The 22,159-nt window shown below is 51.3% G+C and carries 17 protein-coding genes; 8 read left to right on the forward strand and 9 right to left on the reverse strand.

From position 1 onward, the window contains the following. Positions 1 to 238: 238 nt before the first annotated feature. Together FJQ58_RS04140 and FJQ58_RS04145 are read right to left on the reverse strand one after the other, a co-directional pair. On the reverse strand, positions 239 to 2,476 hold the full coding sequence (locus tag FJQ58_RS04140) for a YhgE/Pip domain-containing protein (RefSeq protein ID WP_139991170.1): 2,238 nt from the start codon (positions 2,474 to 2,476) through the stop codon (positions 239 to 241). Between the two features lie 76 nt (positions 2,477 to 2,552). Continuing rightward, a complete protein-coding gene (locus tag FJQ58_RS04145; protein ID WP_139991171.1) occupies positions 2,553 to 3,128 on the reverse strand; it encodes a TetR/AcrR family transcriptional regulator in 576 nt (191 codons plus the stop codon). A 271-nt stretch (positions 3,129 to 3,399) separates the two neighbouring features. Between FJQ58_RS04145 and ytxJ the strand changes: the two genes are divergently transcribed. From ytxJ to FJQ58_RS04165, 4 genes are all read left to right on the forward strand, one after another. Then, a complete protein-coding gene (ytxJ, locus tag FJQ58_RS04150; RefSeq protein ID WP_139991172.1) occupies positions 3,400 to 3,738 on the forward strand; it encodes a bacillithiol system redox-active protein YtxJ in 339 nt (112 codons plus the stop codon). A gap of 496 nt (positions 3,739 to 4,234) precedes the next feature. Next, entirely contained in the window at positions 4,235 to 5,482 is a 1,248-nt protein-coding gene (locus FJQ58_RS04155) for an S-layer homology domain-containing protein (protein ID WP_162341294.1), read from the forward strand. Between the two features lie 137 nt (positions 5,483 to 5,619). Further along, positions 5,620 to 6,741, forward strand: coding sequence for a PdaC/SigV domain-containing protein (locus FJQ58_RS04160; protein ID WP_139991174.1), 1,122 nt, complete (start codon positions 5,620 to 5,622; stop codon positions 6,739 to 6,741). Positions 6,742 to 6,855: 114 nt separating this feature from the next. Continuing rightward, positions 6,856 to 7,524, forward strand: coding sequence for a hypothetical protein (locus FJQ58_RS04165; protein WP_139991175.1), 669 nt, complete (start codon positions 6,856 to 6,858; stop codon positions 7,522 to 7,524). 948 nt (positions 7,525 to 8,472) lie between these two features. Here FJQ58_RS04165 and FJQ58_RS04170 read toward each other — a convergent pair. From FJQ58_RS04170 to FJQ58_RS04195, 6 genes are all read right to left on the reverse strand, one after another. Beyond that, the gene (locus FJQ58_RS04170) at positions 8,473 to 9,699 is read right to left on the reverse strand and encodes a pyridoxal-phosphate-dependent aminotransferase family protein (protein WP_139991176.1); all 1,227 of its coding nucleotides are present in this window, start codon (positions 9,697 to 9,699) and stop codon (positions 8,473 to 8,475) included. Beyond that, complete coding sequence (gene allC, locus FJQ58_RS04175; RefSeq protein WP_139991177.1) at positions 9,696 to 10,982, reverse strand: allantoate deiminase; 1,287 nt, start codon at positions 10,980 to 10,982, stop codon at positions 9,696 to 9,698. The genes FJQ58_RS04170 and allC overlap by 4 nt, the downstream gene beginning before the upstream one ends. A 33-nt stretch (positions 10,983 to 11,015) precedes the next feature. Next, a complete protein-coding gene (gene allB / locus FJQ58_RS04180; RefSeq protein ID WP_139991178.1) occupies positions 11,016 to 12,386 on the reverse strand; it encodes an allantoinase AllB in 1,371 nt (456 codons plus the stop codon). A gap of 283 nt (positions 12,387 to 12,669) precedes the next feature. Beyond that, positions 12,670 to 13,767: an ABC transporter substrate-binding protein gene (locus FJQ58_RS04185; RefSeq protein WP_139991179.1), complete on the reverse strand. Its 1,098-nt coding sequence runs from the start codon at positions 13,765 to 13,767 to the stop codon at positions 12,670 to 12,672. 87 nt (positions 13,768 to 13,854) lie between these two features. Further along, the gene (locus FJQ58_RS04190; RefSeq protein WP_420799811.1) at positions 13,855 to 14,679 is read right to left on the reverse strand and encodes an ABC transporter permease; all 825 of its coding nucleotides are present in this window, start codon (positions 14,677 to 14,679) and stop codon (positions 13,855 to 13,857) included. A 71-nt stretch (positions 14,680 to 14,750) separates the two neighbouring features. Further along, positions 14,751 to 15,512, reverse strand: coding sequence for an ABC transporter ATP-binding protein (locus tag FJQ58_RS04195; RefSeq protein WP_139991181.1), 762 nt, complete (start codon positions 15,510 to 15,512; stop codon positions 14,751 to 14,753). Positions 15,513 to 15,731: 219 nt separating this feature from the next. Between FJQ58_RS04195 and FJQ58_RS04200 the strand changes: the two genes are divergently transcribed. Continuing rightward, on the forward strand, positions 15,732 to 17,402 hold the full coding sequence (locus FJQ58_RS04200) for a PucR family transcriptional regulator (protein ID WP_139991182.1): 1,671 nt from the start codon (positions 15,732 to 15,734) through the stop codon (positions 17,400 to 17,402). A 435-nt stretch (positions 17,403 to 17,837) separates the two neighbouring features. Here FJQ58_RS04200 and FJQ58_RS04205 read toward each other — a convergent pair whose 3' ends face one another. Further along, positions 17,838 to 18,740 (reverse strand): YheC/YheD family protein, encoded by a 903-nt coding sequence (locus FJQ58_RS04205; RefSeq protein ID WP_139991183.1) that lies wholly within the window; start codon positions 18,738 to 18,740, stop codon positions 17,838 to 17,840. Positions 18,741 to 18,901: 161 nt separating this feature from the next. On the opposite strand from FJQ58_RS04205, the gene FJQ58_RS04210 reads away from it, so the two are divergent. Genes FJQ58_RS04210 through FJQ58_RS04220 form a run of 3 tightly spaced genes read left to right on the forward strand, consistent with a single transcriptional unit; the run spans position 18,902 to position 22,157 of the window. Continuing rightward, positions 18,902 to 20,149 carry a phenylacetate--CoA ligase family protein gene (locus tag FJQ58_RS04210; RefSeq protein ID WP_139991184.1) on the forward strand — a complete coding sequence of 416 codons (1,248 nt, stop codon included), beginning with the start codon at positions 18,902 to 18,904 and terminating at the stop codon, positions 20,147 to 20,149. A gap of 12 nt (positions 20,150 to 20,161) precedes the next feature. After that, complete coding sequence (gene sbnA, locus FJQ58_RS04215) at positions 20,162 to 21,124, forward strand: 2,3-diaminopropionate biosynthesis protein SbnA (protein ID WP_139991185.1); 963 nt, start codon at positions 20,162 to 20,164, stop codon at positions 21,122 to 21,124. 43 nt (positions 21,125 to 21,167) lie between these two features. Beyond that, positions 21,168 to 22,157, forward strand: a complete 990-nt coding sequence (locus FJQ58_RS04220; protein ID WP_139991186.1) for a 2,3-diaminopropionate biosynthesis protein SbnB — start codon at positions 21,168 to 21,170, stop codon at positions 22,155 to 22,157. Positions 22,158 to 22,159: the final 2 nt, after the last annotated feature.

Below are 22,159 nucleotides of genomic sequence, written 5' to 3' on the forward strand. Positions count from 1 at the left end.
GAAACTTGAAAGTTTGTGAATTATTGAACAAACTTAGATACCTACAAGACTAGGACAGGTTTAATGCAACGCTAGTGGAGGAATTCCATCTAATTTGTAACAATTCAAATGGATTTCCAGAAAATCACCACACTTGTCCTTACCAGCTATCAGCCTGTCATTACTAACAACACAAAAAAGGCAGCGATTATTCGCTGCCCTTCCTCATTCCCTTGCTGCCTTTACCCTGATCTTGCTTTTATACAGAAGCCGGTAAGGTGGGCTCCATAGTGTCGTTTTTCATTTTGCGATGAGATAGAGTGAAGTAAATATAGGACAAGAATGCGAACAATAGCGCAATTCCCGCCAGAGTTGCGTAATAACCGCCCATCGAGCTGTAATCGCCGCTTGAAATAATGTCCCTGAAGCCAGCCACCGAGTAAGTCATCGGCATAAATGGCGATATTTTTTGCATCCAGCCTGGGACAAGCTCAATCGGGAACGTACCTGCGGAGCTCGTAAGCTGCAGAATCAATAGAATGATCGCTATAAAGCGGCCAGGGTTGTTCAGCGTCGCCACAAGAAACTGAATGATCATCATAAAGGTGATGCTCGTAAGAATCGTAAAGGTGATAAACAAGCCCATGCTCTGAACTTCAAGTTTGAGCAAGAATAACAACGCCGCATCGGCGATTAGCGCTTGAATTGTACCGATCATCACCAGCGTTAGCGCCTTGCTCCAGAACCAGCTCCAGCCATTCACCGGGCGTACCGCCGGCTCGCGCACAGAGTACACGATAGTCAGCATCATCGCGCCGACATATAGGCCCAGTGACAGGAAGTACGGCGCAAGTCCCGTTCCGTAATTCGTTACCTCAGACACCTTCTCCACGTCAAGCTTGACCGGATCGGCGAACATATCCACCATGCTATCCGTCAGCTTAAGGTCAGCCGTTTTGTCCGAAGCGTCACTCAGCTTGCCAGACAGTTCCTGCGTGCCATCCTCCAGCTTCAATAGCCCGGAAGCAACCTGTTGCGCGCCATCCTCCAACTTAACTGAACCATCTACAAAAGGCGTTACGCTGGACGAAAGCTGCGAAAGACCCGCAGTGAGCGTTGCTGCGCCGTTATTGAGCTGCTTCGCTCCTGTTGCCAGCTTTGCCCCGCCTGTACTTGCCTCGGCCAGCTTCTTGCCAAACTCGGACATGCCGTTAGTGAATTTCTCCGCGCCCGCTACAACTTGAGCCCCGCCAGCGCCAAGCTCTTTGCCGCCAGCCGCCGCTTCCTCAACCTTCTTATCGAAGGTGCCCAGACCATCAGCAACTTTAACAAGGCCTTCGTTCAGCTTCGTCGCCCCTTCACTCAGCTGCGTCTGCCCAGCCGATGACTTCTCCAAACCAGCCGCCAACTCGCGGCTTGCGCTCAGCAGTGCTGCAAAGTCCTCGCTCTCCGCCAGCTGCGGATTCGCCTGGCCCAGCTTCGCCAGCCCGTTCGCCAGCTGCGCGGCTCCTGCTTTCAGCTGCTCTTCGCCTGCAGCTGACTCCTTAAGACCGCCCGCAAGCTGCCCCGCAGCCTGCTGCGCGTCAGAGGCGCCTTCCGCCAGCTGTCCGCTCGCTCCGGCCAATTGCCCCAAGCCGTCGCTCAGCTTCACCGCTCCGGCTCCAAGCGAGCCCGCGCCTTTGCCTAGCGATGCGGCTCCCGCGCCAAGCTGCTGCTGCGCCGCCTGAAGCTGCGCCAGGCCGCTGGCCAAGCTTGACGTGCCTGCGCTAAGCTCGGCACTGCCTTTTCCAAGCTCCGCTCCGCCATTGCTAAGCTTCGTAACGCCTTCCTGCAGCGTCATCGATCCGCTAACGAGCTTCGCCAAATTTTGCTCGATGAGCACCGCTCCATCCTTAGCCTTCGTCGTGCCGTCGGCAATTTCGCCGGCACCGTCGCTGGCTTGGCCGATGCCGTCAACAAGCTCCTCCATCTGTTCGAAAACGGTGCGAGTATACGCTGCCGTCACCTCTTTATTCAGCTCCATCTTCATCGTATCGACAGCTTTGCTGCCGATTTGGGAAGCCAGAAAGTTGTAGCTTTCATTCGCCAAATACGTCAGCTGGGCCGGCGTCGGCTCATCAGAGGTCAATGAGGTCGTTTTCTCAGAAAAGTCGGCTGGGATTTCGATGGCTAAGTAATAGCTATGATCCTCGATCCCTGCCTGTGCTTCTTCCTTGCTAACAAAATGCCACTCGAACTTTTCATTTTCCTTTAACTGTTCCTCAAAATCATCGCCGATATGCATCATCTCATCGTTATACTTGTAACCCGTATCCGCATTGACGACCGCCACCGGCATCTTATCCAGATTTCCGTACGGGTCCCAAAATGCTCCCAGAAACATCGAAGAATACATAACCGGAATCATCATGACGCCAATCACCGAAATCAACAGCATTTTGTTGCGGGCGATCCCGGACAATTCCTGACCAAATTGCTTAAATCCACTAAACTTCAAATTGTCCACGCTCCCCGTCACTCATTGACCATTTTTGTCATTTGGTCATTTTTTAGTGTAAAAAAAGGCATCCAGCTTATTCCGGAGCCAATCCTACTTGCATATAGAATCGCAATTGCTCCGCTACCTGTTTCTTATCCAGCGGTTCATGCGTCTTCTTCCACTCTACCGTAAGCGCCATGTATAAGCGCAGCATAACGAATGCCGTCATCTCGGGATTGCAAGGTTTAATCTCGCCTTTGTCCATAGCTAATTGCACCTGCTGCTGGATGTAGCCGACAACCGCACCCTCAATCTGCTGCATGCCTTCGACCGCCATCGGCGTGCCAATCTCGCGCACCTCATGCGATAGCTGAAGCGCAAGCTCATGCTGCTCACGGAATTCAAGCAATTGCTCTAGCACCGCATTCAAATTATCGAAAAACGTTCGGTTCGGATCAACCACCCGCTCCGCCACCTGCTTCATTTCAATAATCAGCTTCTTCATAATTTCGTGGAATAACTCTTCCTTATTCGTAAAGAACGTATAAATCGTCCCTTTGCCCACGTTCGCAATCTTAGCTACCTGATCCATCGTCGTCGCCTTGTATCCAAAAAGCGCAAAAGACTTGCCTGCCGCTTCTACAATCTGCTGCCGCCGATCAATCGCCATTCCATCACCTCCGACCCTATAAATGACCAGAAAACCAAAACGGTCATTTCGACAAAAGTAATCATATCACGCGCCATTTTCAAATGCAATACCTGAACCGAATCCATTATCAAGTCGTTTTCATCAGGCAGACAGCAACCCAATCTGAATCCAAGCCCACGCACAACCTACGCCACACGTATAAAGATGACATCACTCGCCAAAAAGAGCTATAATACACTTAGAGCTGTAACAATCATCTGCACAGCAGAATAAAAAGGAGTGTTTCCCTATGTCGTACAAAGAAATTACTACCATTGAAGAATGGAACAACGTTTACGAAGCTTCCGCCACTCGCCCGCTCGTCGTTTTCAAGCACAGCACTACTTGTCCGGTTAGCGCGAACGCTCACCAAGAATTCAGCCAATACCTTGATGGTACACCAAGAGAAGATGTTGACTACGTACTTGTCAAAGTCATCGAGTCCCGTCCCGTATCGAATCAGATCGCTGAAGATACGTCCGTGAAGCATGAATCTCCACAAATCATGTACATCGATAAAAAAGAAAAAGTATGGTCAGCTACTCACTGGTCCATTACGAAAGCTCATATCACAGCTGTTCTTGACTAACTCACTTCACCGACTATACCTTTCCAAAGGTTAATCATAGCTCTCAGCCTAGCGCCTCGTGCGTGAGGCTGAGAGCTTTTTAGTAGGCTTGTTTCTGTAAAAAAAGATATAAATGAGGATTACCGTAGATTAATATTATGCTCCGTTTTGTTCGTTATTGTTCTCTACTAATCGTTTCGAATCTATTCCTCTGCTACCTCGTTAACGCAGGTTACTGCGTTTTACGTTAAACTACTGCTAATCATATCCATTTTATTTTACATCCAAAATACCCCTCTGTTATCGCGCTCGGCTCCGTTTACAATTGTATTTTCTCCAAATTCTAAACCACCCCTGCTTAAAGGCTCACAGCATTTAGAACTAGATGAAGACACATTGTTGCATCATTTAGCCCATTCTCAATAACGCATAAATGTGGTTATCTAGAGAATGTCGGAATATATCGATTAATCTATCGCTTAGATCCGCAATCGCTTGTAATAGGGGGATATTTTTTATGAAGCGCTTTGCCATTATCGCAATCGCAGCCACGTTTCTGTGGGCAGGATTATCCAGTCCGCTAGCCAATTCGCTGGCAACGGCCGCTGCCTCTGCGCCGGTTTTTAAAGATATAAAGGGTCATTGGGCGGAAAAAACCATCACCGATATGGTAAAACAAGGGATATTAGATGGATATCCCGATGGGACCTTTCGACCACAAGAGCCTGTGAAAGTCGATCAATTCATCAAAATGCTCGTTCTTTCGTACACGGACCTGCACCAAAACGGAGCACGCAGCTGGAATACCCAATTCCTCCAGTCGCTGAGCGAAGAGAATCAAGCAATTTTAAAGCAAGATTACCGCTATTTCGACTTCAAGCCAAACGCGGCCGGATACTGGGCGAAGCAGTTTATCGATGTCGCGAGCGATCTTCATTTTTTGAACAAAAGCAGGTACAGTGATTTCCAAGCTGACTTGAACCGCGAGAACGTTGCGGAAATCGTCTATTACACCCTGCAGGAAACGGAGTTTCTGGAGGATGGCTTATTCGGCCAAAAAATGGCCCAAGCTTACGGCGATCTCATGGGCGCTTCCGAGCGCGAGCAAAAATTCATTGCCGAGACGCTGGTCAAAGGCATTATGCAGGGATACCCGAACGGCTTCTTCGGCGTCGGCGATACTGTGACCCGCGCGGAATCGCTTGTCATCCTAAACCGCCTCACAGACAAGTCGAAGCGCCTTGCCATCGCCGTATCTCCCGACAAGCTCGAACGTGTGGTCCCAACCGCTGGCGGCGGCAAAAAAATTATCATTTTCCCAGATAAACGAATGTGGGATGCCTACGAAACGCTGATCGCTGCCGGGCAGCTGCGCGGCTCCAACCACGATTTGTACGAGACGACGCTTCGCCTATTCAAAGACCAAGCCGAGAAGGACAGCGTATTAAACCGCCCATCAGGATCATCTACTATTAACGAGGAAGCAGCGGTATGGCTGGACCCGCAATACAACACATACGGCATCACCATACGGCTTCGTGAGGGCACTCTTGCCCGCAATAAGGAAGTGGTCGAGCAGTTCGCCAATCAGCTGTTTGGCTACAACGCCTCTTTGTTCAAAGAGCTGTTCAACGACATTAGCAAGCGTGTGGAGGCCGGAACGAAAGTAGCCGCCCAGCAGAAGCTGATCGGAACCGATAACGTCAACATCCAAGTTGACGCCGCGAGCAAAACCGTTATCTTCTCTATCGCTACCAAAAAATAGGCGTTTTTGTTTAGAACAGCTGCTCAGTGGTTAATAGCCAACAAGCAGCTGTTTTTTTCGGCCAAGTCGATATTAAGTCACTTTTACACTTTTAAACCATGCAATAATCAGCCCGTTATCACAAAGGAGGACTACCTATGAAACGAATGAAACCAGCTTTAAAGGCTCACCCTAACATGCCAAAAAAGATCGCCGCGCTCGTCACTGCCGCATTGCTAGTTGTTTCGACTCCCGCGGTGGGAGGGATTGCCGGAGGCGTTGCTGCAGCAGCGGAATCGCAGCAGTTGAACGTCACTTCTCAGCCTTATAATATTAACGGCGTGCTGTCTAATGTGCCCTCTGCCAATGTGGAAGGAAACACGTACATCGGCATTCGCGTGCTGAATGAAACGCTTGGGCTTGGCACGAGCTGGGATCCCAAAACAAGGTCGGTCACAGTAACGGGACGAGACCGTACGTTTGTCGCTTCCCCGGATGATGGCAGCTATACGTTGAACGGCCAAGTCATCTATGGCAATCCTGCCATTATCGAGAATGACACGGCCTATCTCCCTCTTCGTTTTGTGTTGGAGAGAATGGGCTACGGCATTTCCTATGATCATGGCAGCAAGACGGTAGGCATCGATACTATTCAGGAGAACGCCTTATCCATCGAAACGAGCACTATCAACAAAGTTACGCAGGAGCAATCCTTGATCATTCATTATCCCGTAATTAGCGGGTATGAGAATGCCGAGTCGCAAACCAAGGTTAATGACTTTTTGAAAAAAGAAGCAGAAGCTTATGCCGTGACCGGCCAACAAGCGCTATCCCAAGCTCAAAAGGATGTTAGCGAGCTGGAAGACGCTAATCCGGATTTGGCAATGCCACCCCTTTCTTTCGAAGGAACGTATACGATTACGTATAACGAAGATAACCGCTTAAGCCTCTACGTCGATTATTATACTTACTTAGGCGGTGCGCATGGCATGACGGAGCGCGTTTCCTATACGTTTGATCTTAAAACAGGCGAACAGCTGTCCTTAAGAGAAGCCGCGAATAACCACGAGAATTATCTCAACATTATTAACGCGTCCATTCGTGAGCAAATCAAAGAACGAAAATTGTTATTGCTCAATCCGTTTGAAGGCATCGCATCCGACCGACCATTCTACCTCAAGCATGGCGCGGTCGTTATCTCCTTCGGTCAATATGAATATACCGCTTACGCCGAAGGCATGCCGGAGTTTTTGACTTCGTTCCTTGCTTTTAGCGAATAACGTTGTTGACCTGCCTATGCGGAATATGTAGGATTAACTATAGACGAAGAACGTCCATCTGCCATTAGGCATGTGGGCGTTTTTTTGCGTGGACATAAAGGAGGAGATTAGGCATTGGATACATTTGAACGAGCTCATACCGTCTTTATTGAGAAGCATTTAGATGCCAGAAGCGGCGAAAGAAGGGCACGACTGCTGAGAGGCCATGGGTTTGGGGAGAAATTATTACTAGAAAACGTATGGTGGCCCGTCTTCGGTCATTTCGACCATCTCCATCCCGAATTCGAAGTGTACGATCGCAATCGCAAATCATATTTTTTAGACATCGCCTATACTCCGCCTTTTGGGTTATTCAATGTGGAATGCCATGGTTATCAATCTCATATCAAGGACATGGATCGCGAGAAGTTTAGCTATTCGCTAAATCGGGACACCTTTCTTACAGCCATAGGCTGGAAAATGCTCCATTTTTCCTTCGACGACATCAAGGACCGTCCCGAGATTTGCCGCTCGCTGCTCAAACTCGCCCTTGGCCCCTACCTATTGCGCAAAGACGATAGGCATTCATTAACCAAAGCGGAAAAAGACTTATTGCTGCTCGCATGGAGACTCGGCAGGCCGATCCGCCCTATCGACCTTTGCGAAGCCTGGAAGCTGAATTTCCGCACAGCCCGCAAGCTATTAACAGGCATGGTTCTTAAAGGCTTGCTCCAGCCTATCTCGAGGGGAACGACCATAAGGTACTATGAGTTAAAAAAAGAAACGCTCGACTTATTGTTCTAGCCTTAATCTAAGGCAATTTACTTCCACTAAGGGAAAACAGTGTGGGCATAGGAAAAATCAACTCCCCCACCGCCAACCTATATTGTACGCTCGCAGGATAGAGGCCGTTTTTCCGGTAGAAGCAGCTTCTTTCCTGAACTCCATACAACATAGACACCTATTCGGCTCAGCTCAGCCTCATAATCGGCGCATTCTACTGCATACGTGCAGGATAGGCTCACCTTTCACACTAATCTGGGGTTAGTTACTGCATACGTGCAACATAGCGACGTTTGTGGGCTACTAGAGGCTAAGCTTATATAGTTACGAACAACACCCAGAGACCGGACGCGACTTCGAGCGTGCAGCACACCTCGGAGCAACAATTCACTCCCCCACCGCCAACCTATATTGTACGCTCGCAGGAAAGAGGCCGCTTTTCCGGTAGAAGCGGCTTCTATCCTGCACTCCATACAACATAGACCCCTATTCGCCCCCGCTCAGGCTCATAATCAGCGCATTCTACTGCATACGTACAGGATAGACTCGCTTTTCACACTAATCTGGGGTTAGTTACTGCATACGTGCAACATAGCGACGTTTGTGGGCTACTAGAGGCTAAGCTTATATAGTTACGAACAACACGCAGGGACAGGACGCGACTTCGAGCGTGTAGCACACCTCAGAGCAACAATTCGCTCCCACCGCCAACCTATATTGTACGCTCGCAGGATAGAGGCCGCTTTTCCGGTAGAAGCGACCTCTATCCTGCACTCCATACAACTTAGCCCCCCTATTCGGCCCACCTCAGGCTCATAATTGGCGCATTCTACTGCATACGTGCAGGATAGACTCGCCTTTCACACTAATCTGGGGTTAGTTACTGCATACGTGCAACATAGCGACGTTTGTGGGCTACTAGAGGTTAGAGGTTAATTACTGCATATGCGCAATGCAGTGTCGCTGTACCTACATCCCATAAGCCGCCATAGCTGCTTGGAGCGCGCACCCCGCTTTCAGCTCATGGCCGTGGCGAAGAAGCACAGCTTCAAGCGCGCCTAGCGTGAGCAGTACGTTGCGTTTGCTGCAGCTGTAGCCCATCGTGCCGATACGCCATATTTTGCCCTTCAGCGGGCCGAAGGAGCTGGCGATCTCAATGCCAAAATGGTCGAGAAGCATCGACCGGACTGATTCCCCATCTATGCCATCAGGAATTTCGACGCAAGTGACAACCGTCATCTTGCAGGCAGGGTCGCCGTACAGCTGTAATCCCATCGCTTCCAATCCCGCCACGAGCGCTGCCTCGTGCTCGCGGTGCCTAGCAAAGCGCGCGTCAAGCCCCTCCTCCAGCACAAGCCGAAGCCCTTCCCGCAGCGCATACAGCATCGAGGTCGCTTCCGTATGATGGTTCAGCCGTGCCGGGCTCCAGTAGTCCTGCAGCTGGCTTAAATCCAAATAGTTGCTCTGAATCGGACGCAGCAGCGGGTCCTCCTCACTATCAGCCATGAGCAAGCCTCGTTCAATCTTTTTACGGCTTTGCAGCTTGGATTCCGCTCGCTTATTGTACGTAATAGGCGCCATTCCAGCCGGTACCGATAGGCATTTTTGCGTCCCGCCGATCACCGCGTCGATGAGCAGCCGATCGGTCGCCACCTCGATTCCGCCAATGGTGGCGACCGCATCGACCACGAATAACGCGCCCGTCTCGCGACATGCCTGACCAATGCCTTCGAGCGGCTGCATCCGTCCCGTCGACGTTTCCCCGTGAACCAGAGCCACGAGTGCAGGCTTATGCTGCCGGATTACAGCGGCGATTTCCTCCGTTCCGAATACGCTGCCCCATTCCTTCTCCAAAGTTACCACTTCCGCGCCGCAGCGCTTGGAAATCTCAGTTAGCAAATGGCCGAAGCGCCCATAGATCGGCACCAATACTTTATCGCCAGGCTCGATCAAGCCGACGAGCACCGCCTCGATGCCGGATCGCGAAGTGCCATCCACCGGGAATGCCCATTCATTTTCTGTCTTGAACAGCTGCCTAAGCATTCCCATCGTCTCATTCATCAAAGCTGTGAACTCAGGGTCGAATTGCCCTAGTATCGGATACGACATGGCCCGCAGCACGCGCGGATCAACCTCCACCGGACCCGGCGTCATGATCGTTCGCGGCGATGGCGCCAAATCTTTATATGCCTTCATAACTCTTCCCCCTCATACCCTAATCGATAAAGCAGCTCCGTTAGCACAAGCACGCCTACCGCGAGATCGCGCGGCTCCGTATATTCTTCCGGAGAATGCGATATCCCCCGCCTGCTCGGAACAAACAGCATGGCAGTCGGGCAAATATGTTCGAACATCTGGGCATCATGCCCCGCTCCGCTGATCATTCTTTTCGAAGTAATCGCCATACTGCCGCAAACCTCGTCCATATGCCGCTTAAGCCCCTCATTCATCGGCACCGGCTCCTCCCGAAACCACTCCGACCCCTGAATACCAAGCTGCCGTTCATCCGCAAGCGCGGTAAACTCCTTCATCACCCAGCGGCAAAAGCGGTCGAGCGCCTGTTCATCGGCATGACGCGCATCCACCGTAAAAACCACCTTGCCCGGCACCACATTCGGCACATTTGGCTGCACCTGCAATCTGCCCACCGTGGCTACGAGGGGAGCACCGACTCGGATCGCTTCCTGCCGCAGCGCTTGAATCATCACGCTTACGCCCTCCAAAGCATCCCTGCGCATGTGCATTGGTGTCGTTCCCGCATGATTCGATTCGCCGATCACTTCGAATTTCAGCCTCCGCTGGCCTGCAATCGTCTCAACAATGCCAATCGCAACGCCTTCCTTCTCAAGCACCGCTCCTTGCTCGATATGAACCTCTATAAACGCTCCAATATCGCTGCGCCTGCTGTCTCTCGCCAGTCCCTCGCCAAAGCCGCACCGGTGCATCGCATCCGCGAAAAACACCTCCTGTGAATCCTGCAAATGAACAATTTGCTCAAAGTTCCGCTTGCCGACGATACTTCCCGATCCCCAGTAAGCCATCGGGAATCGGCTTCCTTCTTCCTCGCACAGAGACACAATTTCCAGCGTCCGCTTCGGCTTGCCATACTGCTGCTGCAAATATTCCAGCGCGAGCAAGCCTGCCGCAATTCCATAAGCCCCATCATAAATGCCGCCTTGCACGACCGTATCGATATGAGAGCCCGTTATAATGGATGGAGCGTCCACATTCTCGCCCAAAAGCTTTCCAAATAAATTGCCCACGTTGTCAAACTCCGTCAATAAACCGTTGCTTGCCATCTTAGCCTGGAGCGCCTGCTGCGTCTCCAGCCACCCCTCGGTATAAAGCAGCCGCGTTATGCCGCCTTCTTCATCCGGACTAAACGTGGCCAGCCAGTTTAATACCTGCATCACCTGCGTCTCAAAATACGATAATAGCCGTTCCCTCTCTTGCGGATGAGGAAGTACGCTTCGCTCCATAACTGCTCCTCCTGTCTCCTTGGCAAAATAAAGCTATCTAACCCATGCGCCCCTCTTGCTCTCGCTTAATCCTGCAGCTTCCTCATATACCCTTTGGCCCCGCAAATAAGTCGCATTGATTTGGCAAACCATTTCCTCTCCGATATAAGGGCTGTGCTTATGCTTCTGATAGAGACGCTCTTCCCCTAGAACATATCGTTTGTTCAAATCAACGATCGCGAAATCCGCATCTAAGCCGATCCGTATCTCGCCTTTAATGTCCTGCAAGCCAAACCGCCTTGCCGGACCGCCTGCCAACAGCTCGCTAAGCTGCGTTAACGGCAGCCCCCGCTTGACATGCCCTTCTCCAATAACCAGCTCCACCGAGCTTTGAGCTCCGGCAATGCCTCCCCAAGCATCAAAAAAATGGGCCGCTTCTTTCATCGAAGCCGGGCAAGGCGAATGATCCGAAGAGATCATATCGAACAGCCCTTGCTCAATCGCCGCCCACAGCTTTTCTCGCTCTGCTGCGTCCCGCAGCGGCGGGGAACACTTAGCGACCGCCCCCTTGATATCCAGATCCGCAGCCGTCAGAGTCAAATAATGAGGACAAGTCTCTACCGTAACATCCATTCCTCGCTCAGCAGCCTGTCTAATTGCATGAACCCCAGCCTCGCTGCTAATATGGACAAAATGAAGCGCACACCCCGTCTGCTCCGCATAAAAGAGAGCCCGGTTAATCGCTTCAAGCTCGGCAATAATGGGCCGTGAAGCGACATAATCACTTGGCGTCAAACGCCCTTCCGACCGCGCGGCCTGCCCCAGCTTAGCAACAATCGGCTCGCTCTCTGCATGGAGCGCGAGCACCCTGCCGAGGCTCGCAATAATCTTCATCCCCTCAAGCAGCGTATAGTCGTCTACCTCCCGAAAAGCATCTTCGCTCGGATCACCGGGCGAGGACATAAACGCTTTGAAGCCGACAACTCCCGCCTCATGAAGCCGCTTAAGCTCATGCAGCTTGCCCGGCACCAGCCCGCCCCATAGCGCATAATCCACATAGGAGCGGCCTTTTGCGGCAGCCAGCTTCAATTCCATCGCGCTAAGCGTAACCGTAGGCGGAATGCCGTTCAGCGGCATATCCACATAAGTGGTGCAGCCTCCTGCCGCGAGCGCAGCCGATCCCGTCTCGAAGCCCTCCCAATCGCCGAGGCCAGGCTCGTTCAGATGCACATGGACATCAATCATCCCCGGCATGACCGTCAGTCCAGCCGCATCCACTACTTCGGCCGCAAAAGCACTGTTCAGCGCCTCTCCTAGCTGCACAATTTTTCCCGCTTTAACTCCTATATCAAGCACGCGCACTTCGTTGCGCAATACGACGCTTCCGTTTTTGATGAGCAAATCCAGCTTATCTTGTTCAGCCATCCCGTTCTCCGCCTTTCCTTGTGTAGGTGATGCAACGTTTTATTCACCTGTATGCTCTGATGCATTCTATGAGATTGTCAGCTATATAAGTTAAAATTTTTTTTCATTTGGTCGCTACGCGAGCAGCTCTTTCTTTCTAAGCGTTTATTCAGCAGCAACCACCTTCCAAGCCGCTCCCCCAGTTAAACAAGCAGGCCGCGGACAACGAGGTCCGCGGCCCGATTAAGCTTCTAACTTTCCTTCATTCGACTTCACTTGCCTGGCCGTCCTTTACTCTTCGCTGTTATTTAAGCTCCGTTACGATCAAGCTAGCATCTACTTCCTTAAGCAGGCTTAGATCATGGTAGGAGGCTGGTGCCGGAATCGACTTGATGTTGCCGACCGATTTTAGATACTCACCAACCGCAGGGCCATTGCTGCCATTCACATAAGTATCGCCAACCTCCATGGAGTACACATTGCGGGACATGATTTGCGTCAGCTCTTCCTCGGTCAAATGCAGCTCGGGAGCCAGCGTCTTGATCGCTTCCTCACGGTTGTCGTTGATATAATTCGTTGCTTTCTTCAGAGCGCGAAGCACCGCTTTGAGGGTATTCGGATTTTTCTCCAGGAACGAATCCGATACTTGAATCGTCGTATGCACGCTCATCCAGTCCACGTCGCCAACCTTGTCAGGCAGTTCGCTCTTCGTGCCGCTGAATAGAAACTTGCCGCCGCCTTGAATCGCCTTTGTAATGAATGGCTCCCATGCCGCAAGCGCATCGATATCACCTTTCTCTAATGCCACTACTGCGTCGCTCGGCGCAAGGTTGACGTATTTGATTTTGCTTGCATCAACGCCAAGCTCTTTCGCCATGTTGTTGATTGCAATCGTCACGTCAGCGCCGCTCGGAATACCGATCGTTTTGCCTTCCAGATCCTTCGCGCTCTTCAGCTCCAGCTTGCTTGACCCTACTACCGCTTGCGTACCCGCAATTTGAGCGAGCGGCGCAATGATTTTGACCGGAATGTCCGTCGATTTCAAAATAATATCCATAAAGTTCGTTTGAATGCTCACCGGCGCGCTGCCGCCCGCTACCATCGGACCGATATCCGGGCCGCTCTCGATGAGCTGGCTCGTCACGTTAAGCCCTTCTTCCTTGAAGTAGCCAAGCTTGTCGGCAATGATTTGCTGCGAGGAAATTTGAGCGTCACGCACGCCTACCAGCGTCAGGTCGACGGTTTCCAGCTTCGTTGAAGCTTCAGTGGATGCCGGCGTATTCGATGCGGAGCCGCCATTCGTTGCCGCAGGCGCATTATTGTTGCCCCCACATGCTGCAAGCACAAAAGTTAGTGTCGTAAGTACAAGTGCCGATTTCAACCAATTCCCTGTTTTTTTCATCGATATTCCCTCCACTTTTCTCTTTGTAATGGTGCTGCGCCTTGCTCTCTTCACCTTCGCTTGCTTCCTATGCCTTCGCGCACGGCGTTACTTCTCGATAGCATCGCGAAGCCCGCCCTTGCGCCAAACCATAACCCTCTTCTCAACCAATTTCAGCAAATAAGAGAACAAGCTATATTCGAGGCCAATCAGGATGATGGCAATGAACATATTGGATATTTTAAAATAATTCCTTGCGTCTACTATGATGTAGCCGAGCCCCGACTTTGCGCCCATCATCTCGGAGACGATCAGAGCGGAGAAGGACAAACCCAGACTCACCTGCGCGCCAACCAAAAAATTCGGAATCGCCGATGGCAGCATCACTCTCGTAAAAATCTGACGCTCCGTCGCACCCAAGCTAAGCGCCGAACGAATAAGGGTGGACGGTACCGACTTAAAGCCATCGAGCGTATACACCAGCACCGGAATAAACGTCGTCCACGCTATTAGCAGCACCTTCGGAAACTCGCCGATTCCGAACCAAATGATGAACAACGGAAGAAGCGCCAGCGTCGGGATCGGTCCGACCAGATTAAGGATCGGTGAAAACCAACGCTCTACCGTCTTGAACTTACTCATAATGACGCCTAGCCCTACCGCAAATACGCTTCCGATCACGAAACCAAGTGCAATCCGAATCGTGCTTGAGATCAAGCTGTCCGTAATAATCCCCGTCTTCGCAAGCTCCCAGCCCTCCTGCAGCAGCACGGTTGGAGCCGGAAGAAAGTTAGGATTAAAGAACTTCGCCGTCTCGTTTACTCTGGAGAACAACTCCCAGAAGACGAAGAACAGGATAGAAGGCAAGATATTGTATTTTTGAAAAAAGCGGCTTACCGCAGAGGGACTTTTGCCCCTCACCTGCTTGTTCATGACGGGCGATCCCACCTGAGTCGATGCGCATGAACCGCCGTCCTTTACCGCTGTTATTTTTGCTCCGTTCATTACGACCCCACCTTTGCTTGCGCTAGCTCCAAGTGCTCCTCATCCATTAGAACCCTTTCAATGCGGCTCATCATCTCGCCAAACCCAGCGGAGTGCGAGGAACGCGGATGCTTAATGCCCACCTCGAAAATTTCCGCAATCTCGCCATGCTTCATGACCACTACACGATCAGCCAGATAAACGGCTTCGCTAATGCTGTGAGTCACGAACAAGATCGTCGGTTTCAGCTGGCTGCAAATCTTTTGCAGCTCGACCCGCATCGTCTCTCGCGTCAGTACATCCAGCGCGCCAAACGGCTCATCCATGAGCAAAATATCCGGCTTGCTTGCAAGCGCCCTTGCAATGCCAACCCGCTGCTTCATTCCGCCTGACAGCTCGCCCGGATAATGGGAAGCGTATGGCTCCAGCCCAACCAGCTTCAGAAACTCCATGGCTATCTCTTTCGCTTGGGCCTTCGGCACTTTCTGAACCTCCGGTCCGAAAGCAATGTTGTCCTTGATCGTCATCCAAGGGAAGAGCGCATGATCCTGGAACACCATCCCCCGCGATTTGGAAGGCCCTTTAATCTCATCCCCGTCTACGGTGATGGAACCCTCATCGGGAAGCAGGTAACCTGCAATCATATTCAAGAGCGTCGATTTGCCGCATCCGCTATGGCCAAGTATGCATATAAACTCGTGTGAGTGGACTGTGAGATCTACGTTTTTCAAAATCGTTCTGCTTCCAAAGCTTTTGCCGACTTGATTCACTACTAATTTCATTTTCCCAACCCCAATCCATTTTGTTGTAAGCTTTTATAACATGTATCGGTGATGTGTAGCTACATCATAATCCGAATTCGGCCTGCTGTCATTGTGCACATTAACCAAAAATAGACGATATTCATTGAATAACCTATACAATCATACATTTACAGTACGCTGCATAGCTGATATATTTATGTAATATTATCTGACATTAAACGGATTGGTGGTGCCTTTATGCTGCTTAAAGAGCTGGTTTCTCTGCCTATTTATGCGAATGCCAAAGTGGTTGCCGGCATGGACGGCATGACAAATAGCGTCCAGTCGGTCAATATCATGGACGCTCCCGATATAATTCATTATTTAAAGCCGCAGGAGCTGCTCCTGACGACCGGGTACGCGATGAAGGATCATCCCGAAGCGCTGCTTTCGCTTGTTACCCACATGGCCAAGGTCGGCTGCGCCGGGCTTGCGATTAAGACCAAGCGCTTCCTCCAGGAAGTGCCTGCCGATGTGCTGCAATGCGCGGAGAAGCTTCAATTCCCGATCATTGAGCTGTCGCTGGAGCAATCGCTAGGCGATATTGCGAACTATTCGCTTAGCCATATTTTGGAGAAACGTACGGATGAGCTGAACTACGCGCTGACTACCCATAAGCAGTTCTCGCAAATGATTATGCAGGGCAAGAGCACGGAGGATGTGATCGAGGCGCTGTCCACACTTATCGCTTCACCCGTAATGCTTATGAATCAGCATGCCGGCCTGCTCTTTCGCTCCAGCTCGATGACGGAGTCGCTCTACGGTGCACTTCCTCCTGAGCTGTATGCAAAGGCTGCTGCCGTGTCGCCGCATGGCTCCTTTACAATGGAGCTTCCGCAAGCTTTTGCAGCGAGCACCTCTTATTTCACCGCCGAGCTTCACCCTATCGTTACCTTTCAACTGGAAGGCTATTTGCTAGCCTTGACGAGCGACAGCGACCAACAGCTCAGCAACCTCACTAAACATGCGATGGAGCAAGCCGTTAATGTAATCGGGCTTGAACTCATGAAGAGGCAAGCGGTCAAGGAGCGGTCAAGGAGGTATAAGAACGAATTTTTTTCCGACTTCGTCGATGGATTGATTACTTCCGAGCAGGAGCTGCTTCACCGCAGCAAAAACTACGATCTGCTTAATCATCCGGTCTATGTCAGCGTTGTGGCTAAGCGCGATACCTCATTCGACCTACTGCGTCCCTCCAGCGCGCTCGAAACGGACGGACGCTTCATATCCGAGCGTGACCGCCATTACAACCTGCTCAAAAGCGAGTTTTCAAAGCTCGATCTGAGGTTTGTCCTTTTCACCAAAAACGATTATTTCTGTTTTCTCATTGCGCTCCATGCCAGTCAAGATGTTGCTGAAGGCAAAGAAAGCAAGTTTCTGGAGCAGTTGAAGCAAATGGTTAGCAGCCTAAGCGCGGTGCACCATATTCCGATCTCCATCGGAATCGGCAATCCCGTTTCCAAGCTATCCGATGTACCCTTGTCCTATAAGGAAGCCATTGAAGCATTGCAAACCGGCTACGATGCACGCAAGAAACAATTTGTTCAACCCTACCACGCCAAAAACTTCAGTAATTTACTGCGGATGATCCCGAAGGAAGAGCTGAAGGAGTATTACGAGGAGACGTTCAAAGATTTGCTGAGCATTGAAGGAAAAGAGCGAAGCGACCTACTGAAGACGCTTAGCACCTTTTACGATACCCACTGCCAGCTGGCCGAGACTGCCAAGCAGCTGTTCGTTCATCGCAACACGGTCACCTATCGTCTCGACAAATGTGAAAGGCTCACCGGCCGCGATCTACGCGATCCCGTCGAGAGCCTCCGTTTCCGCACCGCCTTCTCCATGGAATCGCTATTCGCAGCGGAGTGAAGTAATAGGCTGTAAGCATCTTACGCGCTTACAGCCTACTTTCGAGCTAACTCCACCGCCAAATTCGCTCCATAAGAACCTATACGTTCCTACACTCCACTAACCTAGGTTACTTAGACGTTGTAAGAGCTTATTTGCGCTTACAGCCTCGTTTCAAGCTAACTCCACCGCCGATTTCGCTCCGTAAGAACCTATACGTTCTTACAAGCCTCTAACCAAGGTTACTTGGGCGCTGTAAGAGCATATTTGCACTTACAGCCTTCTTCCGAGCTAACTCCACCGTTGATTTCGCTCCGTAAGAACCTATATGTTCTTACAAGCCACTAACCGAGGTTACTTAGGCGCTGTAAGAGCATATTTGTTCTTACAGCCCTCTTTCGAGCTAGCTCCACCACCGATTTCGCTCCGTAAGAACCTATACGTTCTTACAAGCCACTAACCGAGGTTACTTAGGCGCTGTAAGAGCATATTTGCGCTTACAGCCCTGTTTGGAGCTACCTGCACCGATTGTAGTCCGCGCTTCGCTTTTTTACAATTGAGCGCATACGTTCTGCCGTAGCGTTTGCCATAACGAATGATTTTACGGAGCATGGACTGGTCCTCAAGGAGCGTAAACGGACAAGGGTCCGGCACTGTGTTTACCTCAAGAATCCACGGCTTCAACCGGCGGTCAATCGCCAGATCCAATCCGATCTCTTTGATGCCGGGATATGCCCGCTCCAGCTTCTTGGCGGAACGAACGCCCAGCTTATCCATGTAATCCAGCATGCTTTTGAGCTCAGCAGCCTTAGTATGCTTGCGCAGCAAATACGCCGTCGGATAGATCGTTCCGCCCTGGCTGCCATTGGTTACGATTTTAGCCGGATGAGCCACTCTGCCTAGAGTCCCGGTCGCTTCCCAGCCGCCGCGCGGCGCCCGCTGCACGACAACACGAATATCAAACGGACGACCCTGGTGCCGGAGCAGATGGATACCTTTTTGCACCAAATAATCTTCCCCTCTTGCAGCCTTTGCTATCGATCGATAAAACGCCTCATAAGTTCCGAAGGTCCGCTTTGCCGTTCCCAACTGATACGTATAGCGGTGACTCGATTTCGCCAAAGCCTCTCCTGTATGAAGCTCCGCCCGCATCACGCCATAGCCCTGCGCCCCTCTTCTAGGCTTCACATAGACCATGCCCCATTGCCGCAGCATGCCAAGCAAGCTGTCCTTCGTCATTCTGCTTGTGGCAGGCAAATGATTTTTCAGCATGGCATCCTTTTGATACAACTGCGTTTTGGCCCACTTATCCGCCACACTCCGAACACGTTTCGATGCAGCCCCTCTTTTCTTCCTCATGAATATCCCTCCGTTCCCGATCTCCTCTCCTTAGCATACGAACCTTTTGCAAATTGGATGTAGGCAGCTGTCCCCATAACTCGAACCTGTATCCAGCAGCAACATATGCTTTAGTAACCCAGATTACCGAGATATTTGTCCGATAGGAGGTTGACATTCAAATGGCGCTATCCCTTCCGCTTCACTCTCTCATACGGCGTACTTGCCAGTTTCACCCTTGGTACAGCACGCTATTCCCCCAACAAGGAATCGCTCCCGACCTCTGTCAATCAACGATCCTGAGCGAGCTTCCGCTAATCACCTCCGAACGACTGGAGCAGCATTATTACGCTGAAGCGGCTAGAAACGAACCCGGGCTATCGATATATAAGACCTCCGGAACCTCCTCGGGAATTCGGAAGTCGATCTATTACTCCCCAGAGGATGACGAGCGATATATCGCAGCAAAAAAAGCCTCCTTTCAAGAATGGCTCGACGCCAAAACCACCGGGCAGCAAGCAGCTCCCCCCATCCGCAAAGCGCTGGCGGATATGGGGACCGGACACGCGGCAAGCACCGCGATGTCCATCTTTGCGAGCCTTGGCTATGAGGCGGATTCCTTGTCCTTCGCCCTCCCTATCGAGGAGCATGTCCGTAAGCTTTCCTCCTTCAAGCCGGATCTGTTCTACACGATGCCGTCGATTTTGGACGCAATTGCTTCTGCCGCGGATGATCCCCAACAATTTGGCATCCGAAAAATCATTCTCGTAGGCGAAATGGCTCCTCTGGATTGGCAAGCGAATATCGCCGCACGCTTCGGGATTGAGCCTACAAATATTTTGGATACCTATGGCTCCATTGAAATTGGAGCGATCGCTTCCTATTCCCACACCTATGGCCGGTACCTGTTCGCGGAAGGCATTTATGCGGAAGCCTTGCCGGCCGAGCAAATCGATCCACGCTTCGAACCGCTGCCGGCAAGCGAAAGCGTCCTCGTGCTGACTTCCTCCAATCGCACCCTGTTTCCGGCTTTGCGATACGTCACCTATGACGTCATTCGTGATTTCGAGACAATCTTGGTTGATGGACAGGAAAGGCAATCTTTCCGGTGCATTGTTAAGCGGATCGGCAGCGAACTCAAGCATGGGGAAAAAATCAGCCTGTACGACATCGAAAGCGTCGTGAACCGTTTTGTACCCGATGCCGAGCTGCGTGTTAGCCTGCGCAATAACAGGCTGTCCGTTCATATCCGCAGTAAAATGCTGGACGAAGAGCGACTGGCTGATATTCGGCATGCGATCGAGCATACCATTGGAGAAATTGGGCAAATGATTGAAAATCGTATGCTCGAGGGCATTACAGTGACACGTGCTGCGGATAACGAACAACTGGAACGCGGGGCGGTGAAATCCAAAAAAATTTATTTCTAAGGAGAATCGTCGATGGGAAGAAATATATTGTCTATCATTGGGAATACGCCGCTCGTCCAGCTCTCCAAGCTCTTTGCCAATGATCGCGGCATCTCCGTCCACGCCAAGCTGGAGCTACTTAACCCCGGAGGGAGCGCCAAGGATAGATCCGCCGCCCGAATCATTAACGCCGCTTGGGAGGAGGGATTGATTGGGCCCGGCTCAGTCATCATCGAATCCAGCTCTGGCAATATGGCAATTAGCCTTGCAGCCATCTGCTCCTATTTGGGCATGGGCTTCATTAGCGTCATTGATCCCAAAGCGACGCAGCAAAACATTCGCATCATGCAAGCCTATGGCGCACATATTGAACTGGTTCAAGAACCCGATCCGCAATCGGGTGAATTTCTGCCAGCAAGGCTGAGCCGGGTACGGCAATTATTAGAACGTATTCCGAATAGCTTTTGGCCGAATCAATATGCCAACAAGAACAACTATCTCTCCCATTATGAAGGAACCATGCGCGAAATTATGGAGGAGCTTGGCCAAGTCGATTACATAATCGGCGGAGTCAGCACCTGCGGAACCATGCTCGGCTGCGCCCACTATATTAAAGACCATAAGCTTGCGACGAAAGTGATCGCCGTGGATGCGGCGGGCAGCGTCATCTTTGGCGGGGCGAACGGCAACCGGCGTTTCCCCGGACTTGGAGCCGGCATCGTCCCTCCATTTGGCGAGAGGCCATTTACAGATCAAGAGATTAAAGTCACAGACGAAGACATGGTAGTTGGCTGCCGACTGCTGGTCAAGGAGGAGTCACTGCTTGCCGGACCTTCCTCCGGCGCCGTCATTCATGCCTTAAAATCGATGGAACAGGAGCTTCCCGACCATTCCGTCTGTGCTGTTATTTTGCATGATCGCGGAGAACGCTATATGGACACCGTGTACAACGATGAATGGGTGAAGCAGCAATTCGGCCAATCTTTTAACGCTTAAAGCGCATCAACAAAGGATGCTTTATCCTGCCATCGAAAGGAACATGTCTGTGTTATATCTCGGTGAAGAGCATATTCGCACGATCGGCCTGCACTGGAAAGAGCTCGTTGACAGCATGGAGGCTGCGGTACACATTCTGAATTCCGGTGATTTTGTGCAGCCTATTAAGCCTTACTTACGTTACGGCAATCCAGATAATCGAATTATCGCCATGCCTGCTTATGCGGGAGGCACTGTGCAGACAGCGGGCATCAAATGGATTGCGAGCTTTCCAGGCAATATTAATGCCGGCTTGCCGCGAGCACACAGTGTTACGCTGCTAAACCACGCCGATACCGGCATCCCATATGCCATAATCAACTCGGCGTTGCCAAGCGCGGCCCGCACAGCCGCCGTCAGCGGCTTGCTGCTTCGACATTATTTGAAGGCACAAGGAGAGAAAAGACGGCTGAGGCTCGGCATTATTGGGTTCGGACCGGTCGGACAGCTGCACTACGAAATGTGCGGCCAATTGTATAACGAACGAATCGATGAAGCATATATTTACGATTTAAGGGGATGCGAGCTGAGCCACCCGCAACTCGCGGCTGAGGACCAGCCTCTGCGTGCGCGTACTCGGGTGGCGGACAGCTGGCAGCAGTTATACGAAGCTTGCGATCTTATTATTACCTGTACGGTAAGCAATCAACGCTATATCGATCGCCCGCCTTCCCCAAGCAGCCTGCTGCTGGACGTGTCCTTGAGAGACTATGCAACCGCGGCAATCGACCGCATCCAAGCGATTGTCGTCGATGAATGGGAAGAGGTTTGCCGCGAGAATACCGACATTGAGCAGCTGCATCTGGAACGAGGCTTAACTAAAGCGTACACTCTTTCTTTGACCGACGTGGTGTGCAGGGGAGCGCTAGCCTCTTTTGCCGAAGATGAACCCGTCTTGTTTTGCCCGATGGGGATGGCTGTCTTCGATATGGCCGCTGCCCGTTATTTCGTTGAACGAGCCAGCGCTCTGGGCATTGGATTACAGGTCAAATAAGG

Source organism: Paenibacillus paridis (assembly GCF_006345825.1).
GTDB classification, from domain to species: domain Bacteria; phylum Bacillota; class Bacilli; order Paenibacillales; family Paenibacillaceae; genus Pristimantibacillus; species Pristimantibacillus paridis.

Excerpts from the sequence above, each read along its gene's own strand:
- FJQ58_RS04210 (WP_139991184.1), top strand. The coding sequence starts at position 18,902 with ATGGCGCTATCCCTTCCGCTTCACTCTCTCATACGGCGTACTTGCCAG.
- FJQ58_RS04155 (WP_162341294.1), top strand. The coding sequence starts at position 4,235 with ATGAAGCGCTTTGCCATTATCGCAATCGCAGCCACGTTTCTGTGGGCA.
- ytxJ (WP_139991172.1), top strand. The coding sequence starts at position 3,400 with ATGTCGTACAAAGAAATTACTACCATTGAAGAATGGAACAACGTTTAC.
- FJQ58_RS04195 (WP_139991181.1), bottom strand. The coding sequence starts at position 15,512 with ATGAAATTAGTAGTGAATCAAGTCGGCAAAAGCTTTGGAAGCAGAACG.
- sbnA (WP_139991185.1), top strand. The coding sequence starts at position 20,162 with ATGGGAAGAAATATATTGTCTATCATTGGGAATACGCCGCTCGTCCAG.
- FJQ58_RS04205 (WP_139991183.1), bottom strand. The coding sequence starts at position 18,740 with ATGAGGAAGAAAAGAGGGGCTGCATCGAAACGTGTTCGGAGTGTGGCG.
- FJQ58_RS04170 (WP_139991176.1), bottom strand. The coding sequence starts at position 9,699 with ATGAAGGCATATAAAGATTTGGCGCCATCGCCGCGAACGATCATGACG.
- FJQ58_RS04200 (WP_139991182.1), top strand. The coding sequence starts at position 15,732 with ATGCTGCTTAAAGAGCTGGTTTCTCTGCCTATTTATGCGAATGCCAAA.
- allB (WP_139991178.1), bottom strand. The coding sequence starts at position 12,386 with ATGGCTGAACAAGATAAGCTGGATTTGCTCATCAAAAACGGAAGCGTC.
- FJQ58_RS04185 (WP_139991179.1), bottom strand. The coding sequence starts at position 13,767 with ATGAAAAAAACAGGGAATTGGTTGAAATCGGCACTTGTACTTACGACA.
- allC (WP_139991177.1), bottom strand. The coding sequence starts at position 10,982 with ATGGAGCGAAGCGTACTTCCTCATCCGCAAGAGAGGGAACGGCTATTA.
- FJQ58_RS04190 (WP_420799811.1), bottom strand. The coding sequence starts at position 14,679 with ATGAACAAGCAGGTGAGGGGCAAAAGTCCCTCTGCGGTAAGCCGCTTT.
- FJQ58_RS04145 (WP_139991171.1), bottom strand. The coding sequence starts at position 3,128 with ATGGCGATTGATCGGCGGCAGCAGATTGTAGAAGCGGCAGGCAAGTCT.
- FJQ58_RS04160 (WP_139991174.1), top strand. The coding sequence starts at position 5,620 with ATGAAACGAATGAAACCAGCTTTAAAGGCTCACCCTAACATGCCAAAA.
- FJQ58_RS04220 (WP_139991186.1), top strand. The coding sequence starts at position 21,168 with ATGTCTGTGTTATATCTCGGTGAAGAGCATATTCGCACGATCGGCCTG.